This window comes from Streptococcus taoyuanensis, from assembly GCF_029589235.1.
Lineage (GTDB): Bacteria > Bacillota > Bacilli > Lactobacillales > Streptococcaceae > Streptococcus > Streptococcus taoyuanensis.
This window is the reverse complement of record NZ_JARQVW010000009.1, coordinates 74,623-88,448: the sequence shown is the minus strand read 5'-3', so window position 1 is coordinate 88,448 and position 13,826 is coordinate 74,623. Positions and strand designations below refer to the sequence as shown.

Genomic DNA, 13,826 nt, shown 5'->3' with positions numbered 1-13,826 from the left:
GAGCCCACTCAACCACTGCGTCTTGCTCGACAATCCAAAAATAATTGAGAGGCTAGGACTTTTGTCCCAGCCTCTTTTTTCTTGTTCCTTCAGCTTAAGGAAGAACATAGCCTTGATCATCCACGGTATGGGGTTGCTCTGAACTGCTATTCTCTCTCAAAGCTTCCAAATCTTGATCCAAAATGGAATTGTAGTCTGTACTACCTTCACGGGTTACCCGAGTCGATACTTGGCGCAAGAGTTTTTCATTAAGATTGCGGACCCAGCGACCATTACTATGGTCATTGGCACGCATATAATTCCCTTTCACAATCTCTCCATAAAGGGCTTCATTGACCTGGTAACCTTGCTTACGCAAACCTAACAGACCGATCTCCACGATCTCATCTGGGCTGTAGTCTTCAAAATCAAATGTAGTCGGGATCCGGCTTTGCAGACCTGAATTGACCTGCAAGAAGTCGTGCATCTCTTTCGTGTAACCAGCAAAGATAATAACGATATCGCGGCGGTGGTCCTCCATAAATTTGAGGACTTCATCCAAGGCTTCCTTCCCAAAATCATCATTTAAACCGGTATAGAGCGTGTAGGCCTCATCGATAAAGAGGACCCCACCCAGTGCACTCTCCAAAACTTCACGCGTCTTCAAGGCTGTTTGACCTTGGTAGCCTCCAACCAGATTACTCCGCGATACTTCGATGAATTTCTTCTGCTTGATAACCCCTTTTTGGAAGAGGATATTGCCCAAAATGCGGGCCACGGTGGTTTTCCCTGTACCAGGATTTCCAAGAAAGAGAGAGTGCAAGGTCGTATCTTCGACGATGCCACCTTGTTCAGCCCGTTTTTGATTGAACTCAGCCATGGCTACGAATTGTTCGACTTGCTCTTTCACCTTAGCAATTCCAACCAAACGGTTGAGGGCAGCCATTCCATCTTCTTCCTTGTCGGCTCCGGCTTGATACTTTCCTTGGTTAAGAACAGCATCGATATCGCTATTGAGGATGGTCTCAATATCGTCAGAACCTTGGGCCACCACCCGATCTGCCATGGTCTTGGTCAATTGTTCATCCAGGTTACGGATCCAGCGACCATTGCTCTTATCTAGCGAGCCATCATAAGCCCGCTTAACATGCCGCGCATAGTAATCCCGGTCTTCGAGTTTGTAGTCTCCTTTGCTTAGGATCATTTCACCTAGTTGGACAATCTCATCTCCTGTAAAATCTTCAAAGATGAAATTATTTGGTACCCGAGAACGAAGGCCTGGATTGGTCTTTAAGAACTCCTCCATTTCCTTGGTATAGCCGGCAAAGATAATCATGATGTCGTCACGATTGTCCTCCATAAATTTGAGGATGGTATTGATCGCCTCGATCCCAAAGTCCGCACCGCTGTCCTTTTTATCCAAGCTATAGGCTTCATCAATAAAGAGGATGCCTCCTCGCGCTTTTTCAAGCAGGGCTTGGGTCTGTTCAGCTGTTCCTCCAATATTTGAAGAGATCAGATCGGACTCCGTTGCTTCCACGAAACGGAATTCTTCTCCTGAGAGGACACCTGCATCAAAGAGCACTTGTCCCAACAGACGGGCCACAGTGGTTTTCCCTGTACCAGGATTTCCCATAAAGGCAGCATGCAAGGTTTGCTTTTCAGGAGCCTTGCCACTGGCGATTCGTTTCTTGTTAAATTCCACCATGTTGATCATTTTCTTGATCTCATGTTTGACTTTTTCAAGACCAATCAGGCTATTGAGTTCTTGAAGAGCATCTTGTTTCTTCTCTGGTTCAGAGTCTCTTGCGGTGGTTGGAGCCACCGTTGCATCCGTCGTCTGTCCCGTAGGAACGACTTGCGCATTGCCCTTCGCCACTTCTCTGCCAACAAGATAGTCACAGTCATCCTCGATTTCCTTGGTCAGATCACGCGCATCGCCCTGCCTATAGGTCACGGTGCCCACCTTCGCAAAAGCTCCACCTTGAAGCCGTATATTGGGATCCGCAATCTTATGACAAATCATATGCTCAGCCATCAGCACACCATCATCAAAAACTCCAAATGAAATGGTTTGAGCATTCTCATTCAAGAAGGTTGTTTCTCCAGTCAGGGAAGCAAAGGATTCTTCATAGACGCATAAAAATTCTGAAAATGTAGCTTGATGAGCTCGGATCATACTATTGTATGAATTGATGGAGGTCATATGATCCGAATCCGAATTGAATTGAACATTATTATCAAGACAGACCCCAGTACCAGTAGGCAACTCAATTTTACAGTTTTCAGACTCCCAGATGACATTCCTCAACCAAACTGGTGGAAAGTCCTTTTCCAGATCCCCGCCTGTAATCGTTGAATTTTTTGCGATCACTTCTGAGTCCTTGGCATGGATCGTATTATTCCCAAATATTTCAATATGGACATTTTCTAAGGTCAATTTAGATCCTTCTGACAGATCAATCTTAGAAAAAATCGTTGAATTGCGAATAGACAATTCCGAAGCGGACATACCGATGGCACTTTGGTGTTTTTCCGGAACCTTCATCCCGACTCCTTCCAGTGTCAACTTCGAATGCGTATCCATATAGATAAAAAATTCATTATTTGTTGGAGTGGTTGCTTCAAAATAGACCTGTTTACAGATGATATCTGAGCTATTCCATAAGAGCAAGGTAGTGTAATTCCCACCAACTTTAAACCACAGATCTTCAAATGTCACCTGAGCTCCCTCTACAAATCGGAAGGAAGCCTCAATCGTGTTGTTAAACATGCGCCCATTGCCATTTGGATTTGGGACCACATGCCCCACAAAATGAAGGTTCTTGTCGATCTCGATCACTTTATTTGTCGGCCATTGAAAGACATACCCATTTTCAAACTCGATGGTATCCCCATCCTGCGCTTTTTCAAGTGCATCCATAAAGTTCCAACTATTGTTGTAAGGACCTACTAAATATCTTGCCACGCGCTTCTCCTCTGTTTCATTTTTTTGGAAGAACATCCATTGTTTTTCTGTTTCCTGTTTACAAACACTTGTCACTAAAAATTGTAACACAATCCAGATCCAAAGAAAACACTTATCCGGTCTGAACGGACTTAAAAACCTCTATTTTCAAAAAGAAAATAGAGGCTATCATCTAATCTTTCAAGGCTGAACATAAGCTGGCTAGAGCAATTGCTCCCGAGAGCATGGCGGTGGAAAGGAGCAACACATGGTCTGCCACTTCTAGCTTGTAGACAAAGACTTTTTCAGCTGGTTTGTCTTCCGCAAAAATGTCAACCTTCATGTTCTATTCCTTTCTTAGTCATCCTCCTCACCCAGATAGAGACGTCGTGCTTCTGGGCTGTTGCTAAGAATATCGAGATAGGTTTCATAAGCATCGGGCAAGGGCTTTCCCAAAGAGATATCTAGCTCTGGATTCACATTTTTCCCATAGAGAGAGCAGAGATAAAGACGTTCATTGAGCGTTGGAAAAACTTCGAGAGACATGAGCTCAGCCTGACCGACCCGCTCCCAATCTTGCTCTTGGATATCTGGTAGGATATAGGCTTGGAAGAGTCCCATTAGAGGATTATCCTCTGCTTGGCCACTTTCCTTGTCCGCCTGAACCAAGGAAAGCCGTTGGCCAAAACCAGTTACTTGGCGCTCCCGTCCCTTCACCGAAACCGTAATCGGATGCCCTCCCATATGGCTATAAATCCATTCTTTGGGTAACCGATAATCTATGAGAGGGTCAAGATCTTTGACAATCGTTACAGGACTAGAGCGTAGAAACTGACGAGTGACTGCTTTACAAAAGAGAATATTCTCCTCTTTCAAGGTCACTCCCTTCCAGCTATTTTCCTCCTTGAAATGGTTAAAAAATACCAGATAGGGCTCTCTCACCATTTGTGCTAAGACATAGACGCCATTCCGTAGGCGAATGGAAATGACTTTCCCCGACTTCCAGGGTATTGCTCTTTTTTTCTTTTCTATCATTAGCCAACCTCAAACTGAGCGAGGATCGTTGAATCCATCAAAATAAATCACTGTGACTTCCTGTCCTCAGCAAGTTTAAAATCAATTCGTCCTTATCTACTTTGTAAACCAAAAGCCAATCCGGCTGGATATGACACTCCCGAACACCTTGGAAATGCTTGGAATCAGTCAATTGATGGTCACGATATCTGACAGGAAGTTCTTTTTCTTGAACCAGAAAATTCAAAACTTCTTCTAACAAGTCTGCCTTCAAACCACGCTTCATTGCCAACTTAAAATCTTTTTTAAACTGTTTATGATAACGAATCTTAAGCACGCAGGTCCTCCATCAAGTCTGAGACTGATTCAAAGGGTTGACTCATATTCCGATTTTGCTCTACATCCGTTACGACTTGGAGCAACTTCCCATGATCGTCTAATCGAACATCAAAAGGTAAGCCCTGATATTGAATAGCCTGACGGAGGAAAATGTTGATAGCTGTGGTCATATCCATCCCTAAATGATTAAACACTAGTTGGGCCTGCTCCTTAACCTCACTATCCAAACGGATACTCATGCTCGTCTTTGACATATTCTCACCTTCTTTCTATTGATTATTGTAACAAAAAAGAAGGCTATTGTAAATCTATTAGATATACAATAGCCTTTTGAAATTAATGATCAAGGCAATTCTTATGACTTACTTTCTATGAATCTTTTGACCATAGGTAAAATTTCTTTTTCAAGTCCTTTTATTTGATACGATTCCCATTTAGTTTTTTCTGTTATATTAGCCATTATTTGTAACTTTAGACTCTGACGATCAAAAATTCCTTCCCACTGTTTATATTTTGCACTCGGGACTAAATTTCCAAATTTTGAATTTTGACTATCTGTAATGATACAAAGGTTCCCAAAAGAGTGTAAGAATTGATCATCCATTTTCTCAATTTTTTCATCACTATTTGGATGTTGTGGGAACCAATGCTCTATGGAACGACGATAAGCAAATTTGAAATGATCAAATTTAACACCTTTATACTTCCTTCCTAATTCTTCACGGTTTTTCCATAAGATGTAATCAACAAAATTGAATGCATAAACAGGAATATCACCATATTTTTTGAGCATATCTTCCTCGGTGAACAATCTTCCCTCAGCATATCTTACAGCCATTATTTCAAGAAAATCCTTAAAATAAGAACCAAATTCCGGTTGATCTAACTCTTCAATATGGTTGAAGAGGAATCGCAAACTTTCATATAACCAACGACTATCACGATTGGCAGTGAAAGTCACAGCAAACATAGATTGAAGAAGAATGATGTTTTTGTTCATTTCTGAATCTGAAAATGTATTCTTAGTAAAGCGTTCTTCAACTATGTAATGCTCTTTTGCTTTTCCATTTGGCTGGTATTCATAGTAAGTACCCTTCTGCAAAAACCATTCATCCTTATTTCTGCTTGAAGAATCCATATTTGAATTTCTAACAATGAAATTATCAAAAATATGTTTCATTCTAAGAAGGAATTCACTGAACTCAATAACCCAAGTCTCATTTTTATTTTTTATATCAAATAGAGTTAAGAGTTTCTTATCATCTAACTGAACCTCACTGGTATCCTTACCTTCCCAAATTGCCAATACATGGAGTAAAAACGTCGGAAAATCAATAACTTGGGTATAGTCACCAAAATCTTTTTCTGATTCTGTAATTTTTTCATTGACCTTTATTCCTAATATATCTGATAACTTTCTTCTTTCATTTTGATAAAAATCAATGTCATCATAAATATTATGAAAGGAGTAATTTGAAAAGTGCCATCCGAAAATACGTTCACGCTCCTGAAAATTATCTGCCCTCTTCCGCCTCATCTTAAATTGACTTGCTACTGGCTTATCAAACTCTGCGCAAGCATCCCAGATTCTTGCAAACTTTTGAGCCATTTCTTGATCTATACCGAACTTAGCCATCATTTGCGCCTTAAGAATCTCATGAGCCTCTAGTTGTTCTCCTCGAGAATTGAAACGTTCGAAATAAAGATTCAAATCTAAATCTTTAGGAAGAATACTACGAAAAATGATGACTTTATTAAAAAGATAATCAACGAAGGGCTGAGGTTCAAGTTGGCGCTCTCCTAGCACTTTTTTCAAGGCATCTTTAGCATGTCTGTAACCTCTAGTTAATTCATTTTCATCGTCCTCAGAAATTTTTTCATTGATAAATAGTTTTTGAATATTCTCATTTGATTTTCTCCGAGCTGGGAAGGTAAGATTGACAGCTTTCAATCTATCAAAACCAAACTCATGCTTCAAAGCTAAGGCAATCAAATTAAGTGCTGTTGTCCGTTGTTGCCCATCTATTATTTTGAAAAGATCATTCTCTTCATTAACAACTAATGTTCCAATATAATAATTGTCTCTCTTTTCTTGAAAAGCATCTGCCACATCGTTCAATAATTGTTCAATTTCATCATAAGTCCAAGCAAAATTTCTCTGATAAAGAGGAATAGCATAGGTATCTTCATTTAACAAACGGTTAACGGATAAGCTTATATGTGTTTCTACCATTTATCTTTTTCCTCTTCTATAATTTGTTCCATCGTATAATTTTCAAATAATTCTCTATCTATCTTAACCATGAAATCATTCGGAGTCACAGCATGGGCTAAAACTTGAAATAGTTTTTGAACTTCTCTTTGTCTGAACTTCCCGCCTGCAGCGTAGTTTCCTACAGTAGCGTCATATATGGCTCGAGACTTCACACGGGGGTAGTAAGCCCAAATAAACAAGGTTTCTACTATTTCCTTTGATAGCTTATCTTTTCCAAATCTCTCCGCAAAGAGAGAACAAATGTTTAGAAACAGATTGTGGCACTTGCGATAGCGCCCCTTTGAACTATTGTAAATTTTTAACATACCTTCAGGGTAATCTGAACCATTTTCTTCACTCTTAGGATCATTAAAAATTCCTAACTGTTTATTTAAAACATCTATATGATCTTTAATCATTTGATGAACAGATTCAATATATTCAAAAAATTTGCTTCCATCTATGATTGGCATAGTAATTGACATAGGGAAGTTTTCAATATGACGATATAATTCTAGGTATGGAAAATTCTGATTTAAATCAACACCTTTAAAATCGTCAATAAAATCTTCTGTAAAACGCAGATAAGAACCATAACGCTTGTTAGTTAGTCCTGTTTCTCCCCTAGACCAACGTCTCATACGGAAAAGATGCTTATCAAATAGATCTTTCAGACTTAAATCGTCATCTTCCACAAACTGCTCCCATTTCTCAACAATTTTTTCATCTTCTGAGTCTTGTTGACGCAGATGATAGGCTTTGAGTAAATCATGAGGTTCTAAAGATTTTCCACGATTATTCTGAGAATCAAATAATTGAAAGGCTTCTGCCAAACGTTCCTCTGGCATGATGATACAAGAAATAGAACAATTTTCCAATAAAAATTCGCAAATATCTTTTGCCTGGCTTGTACCAACCAATTGAGTTAAATTTTCCCACTCGTTATAATTTTCGCTTGCATGATAGCAGGATATCTCTCCAAATTCAGCACCTAAAAGTTGATTAGCGCCTTCATAATCCTTTAACTTTTCTAATGAATGAAGAAACAAGGAAATAGAAATTAGTCGTTGTTGCCCATCTACAATATCTAAGTATCCACCATTATCATGAAAGATAACAGAGCCAACTTGATATTCCTTTTTTTCCATAGCATCTCGTAAATCATAAAAAAGATTACGAATATGCTTTCTGTTCCACTTATAAGGTCTTTGATAAGAAGGAATCCGCAAATTTCCTTCTTTCAATAGCTCTCCAACCTTTTTTGAAGTAAATTGAATACCCATTTCATCCGCCTTTATTGTATTTTTAAAAAACTACAAATTCATATGAATCTGTAGTTAAGAGTGGCTAATTCTTTTGAATAAAAATCATTTATCCATCAAAACAAATCATCAAAGAGACTGAGCTGGTTGTCTTCTGGCATATTACCAAGAATGCCCATCTCATCCATCTTTTCAACCAGGGTTGAAGAGACACCGCCGCGCTTACGGAGTTCTGTTTTAGAAAGGAATTCTCCTTCTTCACGCGCCCGCACGATTTGCTTGGCAACGTTCTCTCCTAGACCATCCATCGCGACAAATGGCGGAATGAGGGTGTCCCCATCAATCAAGAATTCTGTCGCCTGACTGCGATAGAGGTCCAGCTTGCCAAACTTGAAGCCGCGCTCCCACATCTCATTGACAATCTCAAGGGTGGTGTAGAGGTCGATCTCCACATTGGAAGCTTCATTGTTCTTGCGTTTCTCAGCAATCTCCTTCATCCGAGCTTTCACGGCCTCAAGGCCAGCCCCCATGGTTTTGATGTCAAAGGCTTTGGCCCGAATCGAGAAGTAGGCACAGTAATAATAGAGAGGTTGATGCACCTTAAAGTAGGCCACACGAAGGGCCATCATAACATAGGCCGCCGCATGGGCTTTGGGGAACATGTACTTGATCTTCCCACAGGACTCGATGTACCACTCAGGAACATTGTTTTCCTTCATGGCTTGGATGTAGCCATTGCGCTCTTCTTCTGAGATCTTGAGCCACATGCCTTTCCGCACGCGCTCCATGATGGTAAAGGCCGTCTTAGGCTCGAGCCCTGCGTGCATGAGGTAGACCATGATGTCATCCCGACAACCGATAACGGTTGATAGGTCAGCAATGCCCGCCTTGATCAAGTCTTGGGCATTTCCCAACCACACGTCGGTACCATGAGACAGACCAGAGAGCTGCAAAAGCTCCGCAAAGGTCGTCGGATGGGTCTCATCGACCATGCCCCGAACGAAGTTGGTCCCAAACTCTGGGATCCCCAGCATACCGGTTGAAGTCCCGATTTGCTCCGGTGTCACTCCTAGGATATCGGTCCCAGAAAAGAGTGCCATGACACCTGGATCATCCATAGGGATATCATTTGGATCGATGCCTGACAAGTCTTGAAGTTTCCGAATCATGGTTGGATCATCGTGTCCCAGGACATCAAGCTTGAGGACGTTCTCATCGATATCGTGGAAGTTAAAGTGGGTGGTCTGCCATTCAGCTGTCACATCATCTGCCGGATACTGGACCGGAGTAAAGTCATAGACATCCATATAGTTTGGAATAACAACGATCCCCCCCGGGTGCTGACCGGTCGTCCGCTTCACCCCAGCGGCACCTTGGGCCAGACGTTCGACCTCGGCATCTCGATAGTACTTGCCAAAATCACGCTCATAGCCCTTGACAAACCCATAGGCTGTCTTGGCCGCAACCGTACCTACTGTTCCTGCCCGGAAGGCGTATTCTTCCCCAAAGATATCACGAACATCCAAGTGGGCGCTCGGCTGGTCTTCCCCAGAGAAGTTCAAATCGATATCGGGTACCTTGTCCCCATCGAAACCAAGGAAGGTTTCAAAGGGAATGTCCTGCCCATTTTTGCTGAGCTTGTGGCCACAGTTTGGACAATCCTTGTCTGGCATATCAAAACCAGATCCATAAGAACCGTCTGTGATGAACTCACTGTATTGGCACTGGCTGCAGACATAGTGAGGCGAGAGCGGATTAACCTCGGTGATCCCGATCATGGTCGCGACAAAGCTGGATCCAACGGATCCACGCGATCCAACCAGGTAGCCCCGCTCATTGGAACGGTGCACCAGCATTTGCGATGCCAGATAAATCACGGCAAAGCCATTCCCCAAGATAGAGGTCAATTCCTTTTCAATCCGCAGATCGACAATATCAGGGAGCGGATTACCATAGATCTCAAAGGCCTTCTGATAGGTTAACTCGGCAACTGTCTCTTCGGCCTTGTCGATAAAGGGTGTATAGAGGTCGCCCTTAACCACTTCGACAGGCTCAAAGGTCTCTGCTAGTGCATTGGTATTTTCAATAACAATCTGACGCGCCAATTCTTCTCCCAAAAAGGCAAATTCATCCAACATTTCATTGGTGGTTCTGAAATGCGCTTTAGGAAGTGGCGCTGGCTGGGCATCTTCTCCATGCCCGATGGTCCGGTTGATCATGGCCCCTTGACCGAGACTGCGGACAATGATCTCCCGATAGATCTCATCTTCCGGTTCCAGATAGTGGACATTCCCTGTGGCAAGAACGGGCTTGCCAAGGCGATCTCCCACCTCAATCAAGCTCTTGATAATGGTCTGGAGCTCCTCCATGTCCTTGACCTGTTCCTTGGCAATGAGGGGCGCATAGATAGCCGGTGGCATAACCTCGATAAAGTCGTAGTACTTGGCCACTTCGACCGCCGCATCCACTCCTTGCGACATGACCGCATCAAAGACCTCCCCTTCTGAGCAGGCCGATCCGAGGATCAAGCCCTCGCGGTGGGCGTCCAGCACGGTCTTTGGAATCCGTGGAACTCCTTCGAAATACTTGGTCCCAGAAAGAGAGACCAGTTTAAACATGTTCTTAAGGCCGGTCTGATTCTTGACATAGAGAGTCGCATGCTTGACCCGGGCCTTCTTATAAGAATTCTCATCGATCAAATCGATATTCAGATCCTTGAGATTGGTCACCCCATGCTTTTCAGCGACATCTTTGATGAAGATAAAGAGCAGGCGTCCCGTTGCTTCCGCATCGTAGTTGGCCATGTGGTGGTGCTCCAAGCCTACTCCAAAGCGCTTGGTCAATGGTCCCAAGCCATGCCGTTTAAAATCTGGGTAGAGGTTGCGGGCAAATTCCAGCGTATCGATGACTGGCTGGGTAATCTTTGGTAAGCCATAACGCTCATAGTTAGCATTCATGAAGCCCACGTCAAAGGTGGCATTATGGGCAACGAGAACCGTTCCCTCACAGAAGGCCTGAAATTCCTTCAAGACCTGCACCAAGGGCTTAGCCCCCCGGACGTGCTTGTTGGTGATCCCTGTCAATTGGGTCGTAAAGGCGGACAGAGGATGGCCCGGATCGATAAATTCGTCAAATTCCTCAATGACATTGCCCTTGTACATCTTAGAAGCAGCGACCTGAATCAAGTCATTGTAGATGGCTGACAGTCCTGTCGTTTCCACGTCAAAGACCACATAAGTCGCTTCATTGAGGTCCAGATCCACCTCGTTATAGGTGATGGGCACCTTATCTTCTACGATATTGGCTTCCATCCCATAGATCAGCTGGATCCCAGCCTTCTTGGCTGCTTTAAAGCCATGCGGGAAACTCTGCACATTGCCATGGTCAGTGATAGCCACCGCCTTATGCCCCCACTCAGCTGCCTTGGCGATCAGCTCTTCGACTTCCGGCAGGGCATCCATAGTCGACATATTGGTATGCGCGTGAAATTCTACCCGGCGCTCGCCCTCTGGCATCAGGTCCTTGCGGGCATAATGGACGACTTCCTGGATGTCTTGGACATTCATGGTCAAATCGCGCGTGAAATTGTTCATTTCGATATTTCCCCGCACCCGTAGCCAGCTGTTCTTCTTGATCATGTCAAACTTCTGGGCTTCTTCCTCATTTTTGACCCATTTCTGAAGGGAAAAACTAGAAGTATAGTCGGTCATCTTAAAGCTGATCAAGACCCGACCGGTCCGTGTTACCTTGTGCTCCACGTCAAATACCACACCCTCAAAGACAATCCGGTTCTCTTCCGTTGTGATCTCGATCATCGGAGTGATCTCGGCCTTGTCTAGCTTAGGTTTAGCCGCAGCCTTCTTAGCTTTGAAATCAAAGGCCGGCTTTTCTTCAATCGCAGGTGGCGGAGCCATCTGGGCCAAGGATTCCATAGCCCGCAAGGTCTCTTCATTGGCCACTTGGAAGATCTTTTCATTTTCCTCCTCAAAGCGCGCCACTTCTTGCTCTGTCAACTCCTCATCAGACTCCACCCGACAGGTGAAATGCGGAAAACCAAAGGCTTCCAACTGCTTGGCAAGGTTAGGCAAATGGTTCTTGCGGAAATGCTCCGTATCAACCGAAGAAGGCCCTGAGATGATCAATTCCTGCCCTTCTGCGCGCACCTGCAAGTCTTGGTAGAGCCCCTTAAAGCCTTGACTAGCGCAAGGGCCTTCCTCAAAGACCTCACGATAGTAAGCCTGCAATAAATCCGCAGAAAAATCCTGATTGGCCACTTGGATGGTAAAGGTGGCCTGGTTTCCTGTCTTTGAAAATTCATCCTTCAAGCGCTGGCGCAATTCCTTAAACAAAGCAATCGGCAAGACTTCCGCAAAAGCAAAGCGGAACTCCCAAATCCGACTGACCTTGTGCACCACGACTTCTTGAATCTCCGCATGCAAAAAGGCACTGGAAGATCGCATCTCCAGCGGCATATCCAGCTGATCCATTAAAATTTCATAGGTGTTGGACATTGTTTCTCCCTTGATCTTGATTCTTTTGCTCGCTTTTGAGTAGCCTACTTTCTAAGCAAAAACAGACCATTCAAAAACATTCGTAACCCTTATTTTATCACAATTTAAGGATTAATTCGAGGGAGAAGTGAAGACGAAAAAATCACCGATAGGACGGTGATTCACATACTTATTGTGTCATTGTCGTTTTTCATAATTTGATTTCATTAATTCTAATAATTGAAAATCACAACATTGATTCTTTATTAAAGCTTGGTACGGATTCAAATCTGATAGCTTTCCTACCCCTACTCGCATGTGATAAACCTTTATGGCTTGAGCAACTATCTTTTCTATATTATTTTTTACTAAATCATATTGTTTAGATAATAGTATTGCGTATTGTTTATCTTTTGATAAATTGTAAAATATAGTGCAACAAAAAAACTCATAGCCTTTCATTGGTGTATACTGTAAGTAACCACACAAACAGAACCCGAGGAAAAACTATGAGCTACTCCATCTTTCCATAACCGACCGAATAAAGATAGAAACCTACTTAGAACTAGGTTTGAAACCTTGCCGAATTGCAAGTAAACTTGGCGTCCATAAGTCTACCATTTCAAGAGAATTAAGACGATGCCAAAATGGATATTCCGCAGCCTTAGCACCGGAACAGTACGACCACAGAGCTAAGCAAAAGGGTCGGAAGTCTCGTTTGACACCCAAGCTGAAAAAGAAATTGAGAAGGGTTTAAAATCCTCCTGCAATCGAACAATTGTTTCCTTGAACTCTTTGGTATATTTTTGGCTCCTTTGGTTAGATACTATTCTACCAAAACGTGTCCATAAAATCATACTAACATCAGATCATAAGAAAATCGAATGGTCTTGCTTTGCCATTCAGGCTGAATATTTCGGTTCATGATTGGATACTTGTTATCCCACAGGATAAGGTAAGACTCTAGTTTAGATCTTAGTATGCTAAACCAAGTTTTGTCCATTTACCTGTATCTAGATTTAATAGGAAATGAAAACGATCGCGACCGTAGGAATCTCTATTCTCCTCAATGACTGCATCGCAAACAACCTTTATTTGGTTACTGAGAACATCTGTGACATAAGCCATAGTATAACCCTTAGGAGATTCGGCTTTATAAATGAGATTGCCAAATAAATCAAATATTTTCATTTCAGTTACTGAAGTTTGTTTAGACGAGGTTCTATAAATAACTAAAATCAGTTTTTGATTAGGATAGAAAGAGACTGTTTCTTTATAAGGAATCTCTAGTTCATACTCTTGATTATATCCCCAGGAAATAATGTCCGTCGAATCATGATATTGGAATATTAACACCCCGTCTATAGAGTAATAGTAAAAATCTGATGCAGTAAAATTTTTTCCAACTCCAATAAAAATAACATTTTTATCTTTATCAAAGTCTGCAAATATTATATTTTCTATGTGAATTTCTATAGTTTCTCCATTATTCTCCCACTTAACACTTTGGTCAGTATATCTAACTCTCATATAAAGTATCC

Annotated in this window: 10 protein-coding genes and 1 pseudogene; 1 reads left to right on the top strand and 10 read right to left on the bottom strand. The window is 42.4% G+C overall.

The features are described 5' to 3' along the window. Positions 1–94 precede the first annotated feature (94 nt). From P5Y91_RS07005 to P5Y91_RS06965, 9 genes are all read right to left on the bottom strand, one after another. Positions 95–2,947: an AAA family ATPase gene (locus tag P5Y91_RS07005; RefSeq protein WP_118397458.1), complete on the bottom strand. Its 2,853-nt coding sequence runs from the start codon at positions 2,945–2,947 to the stop codon at positions 95–97. A 172-nt stretch (positions 2,948–3,119) separates the two neighbouring features. After that, complete coding sequence (locus P5Y91_RS07000; RefSeq protein WP_173019412.1) at positions 3,120–3,269, bottom strand: hypothetical protein; 150 nt, start codon at positions 3,267–3,269, stop codon at positions 3,120–3,122. A 14-nt stretch (positions 3,270–3,283) separates the two neighbouring features. Then, positions 3,284–3,961 carry a DUF8309 domain-containing protein gene (locus P5Y91_RS06995; RefSeq protein WP_118397335.1) on the bottom strand — a complete coding sequence of 226 codons (678 nt, stop codon included), beginning with the start codon at positions 3,959–3,961 and terminating at the stop codon, positions 3,284–3,286. Positions 3,962–3,998: 37 nt separating this feature from the next. Further along, positions 3,999–4,277 carry a type II toxin-antitoxin system YafQ family toxin gene (locus tag P5Y91_RS06990; RefSeq protein ID WP_009732166.1) on the bottom strand — a complete coding sequence of 93 codons (279 nt, stop codon included), beginning with the start codon at positions 4,275–4,277 and terminating at the stop codon, positions 3,999–4,001. After that, complete coding sequence (locus tag P5Y91_RS06985) at positions 4,270–4,533, bottom strand: type II toxin-antitoxin system RelB/DinJ family antitoxin (RefSeq protein ID WP_009732165.1); 264 nt, start codon at positions 4,531–4,533, stop codon at positions 4,270–4,272. The genes P5Y91_RS06990 and P5Y91_RS06985 overlap by 8 nt, the downstream gene beginning before the upstream one ends. A gap of 101 nt (positions 4,534–4,634) precedes the next feature. Further along, positions 4,635–6,512: a DUF262 domain-containing protein gene (locus P5Y91_RS06980; RefSeq protein ID WP_195529736.1), complete on the bottom strand. Its 1,878-nt coding sequence runs from the start codon at positions 6,510–6,512 to the stop codon at positions 4,635–4,637. Continuing rightward, complete coding sequence (locus tag P5Y91_RS06975) at positions 6,506–7,816, bottom strand: DUF262 domain-containing protein (RefSeq protein ID WP_277839200.1); 1,311 nt, start codon at positions 7,814–7,816, stop codon at positions 6,506–6,508. The genes P5Y91_RS06980 and P5Y91_RS06975 overlap by 7 nt, the downstream gene beginning before the upstream one ends. A gap of 95 nt (positions 7,817–7,911) precedes the next feature. Beyond that, complete coding sequence (locus tag P5Y91_RS06970) at positions 7,912–12,306, bottom strand: PolC-type DNA polymerase III (protein ID WP_277839199.1); 4,395 nt, start codon at positions 12,304–12,306, stop codon at positions 7,912–7,914. A 177-nt stretch (positions 12,307–12,483) separates the two neighbouring features. Beyond that, positions 12,484–12,747 carry a type III toxin-antitoxin system ToxN/AbiQ family toxin gene (locus P5Y91_RS06965; RefSeq protein WP_277839198.1) on the bottom strand — a complete coding sequence of 88 codons (264 nt, stop codon included), beginning with the start codon at positions 12,745–12,747 and terminating at the stop codon, positions 12,484–12,486. A 67-nt stretch (positions 12,748–12,814) separates the two neighbouring features. Here P5Y91_RS06965 and P5Y91_RS06960 point away from each other — a divergent pair. Continuing rightward, positions 12,815–13,050 (top strand): annotated as a pseudogene (locus P5Y91_RS06960) (helix-turn-helix domain-containing protein); the annotation flags it as partial. Positions 13,051–13,260: 210 nt separating this feature from the next. On the opposite strand, the gene P5Y91_RS06955 reads toward P5Y91_RS06960, so the two are convergent. Beyond that, on the bottom strand, positions 13,261–13,815 hold the full coding sequence (locus P5Y91_RS06955; RefSeq protein WP_277839196.1) for an alanine acetyltransferase: 555 nt from the start codon (positions 13,813–13,815) through the stop codon (positions 13,261–13,263). Positions 13,816–13,826 lie beyond the last annotated feature (11 nt).

What these genes read in the sequence shown, in the direction of transcription:
- P5Y91_RS06975 (WP_277839200.1), bottom strand. Translation starts at nt 7,816, where the DNA reads ATGGGTATTCAATTTACTTCAAAAAAGGTTGGAGAGCTATTGAAAGAA.
- P5Y91_RS06985 (WP_009732165.1), bottom strand. Translation starts at nt 4,533, where the DNA reads ATGTCAAAGACGAGCATGAGTATCCGTTTGGATAGTGAGGTTAAGGAG.
- P5Y91_RS06970 (WP_277839199.1), bottom strand. Translation starts at nt 12,306, where the DNA reads ATGTCCAACACCTATGAAATTTTAATGGATCAGCTGGATATGCCGCTG.
- P5Y91_RS06965 (WP_277839198.1), bottom strand. Translation starts at nt 12,747, where the DNA reads ATGAAAGGCTATGAGTTTTTTTGTTGCACTATATTTTACAATTTATCA.
- P5Y91_RS06995 (WP_118397335.1), bottom strand. Translation starts at nt 3,961, where the DNA reads ATGATAGAAAAGAAAAAAAGAGCAATACCCTGGAAGTCGGGGAAAGTC.
- P5Y91_RS06980 (WP_195529736.1), bottom strand. Translation starts at nt 6,512, where the DNA reads ATGGTAGAAACACATATAAGCTTATCCGTTAACCGTTTGTTAAATGAA.
- P5Y91_RS07000 (WP_173019412.1), bottom strand. Translation starts at nt 3,269, where the DNA reads ATGAAGGTTGACATTTTTGCGGAAGACAAACCAGCTGAAAAAGTCTTT.
- P5Y91_RS06955 (WP_277839196.1), bottom strand. Translation starts at nt 13,815, where the DNA reads ATGAGAGTTAGATATACTGACCAAAGTGTTAAGTGGGAGAATAATGGA.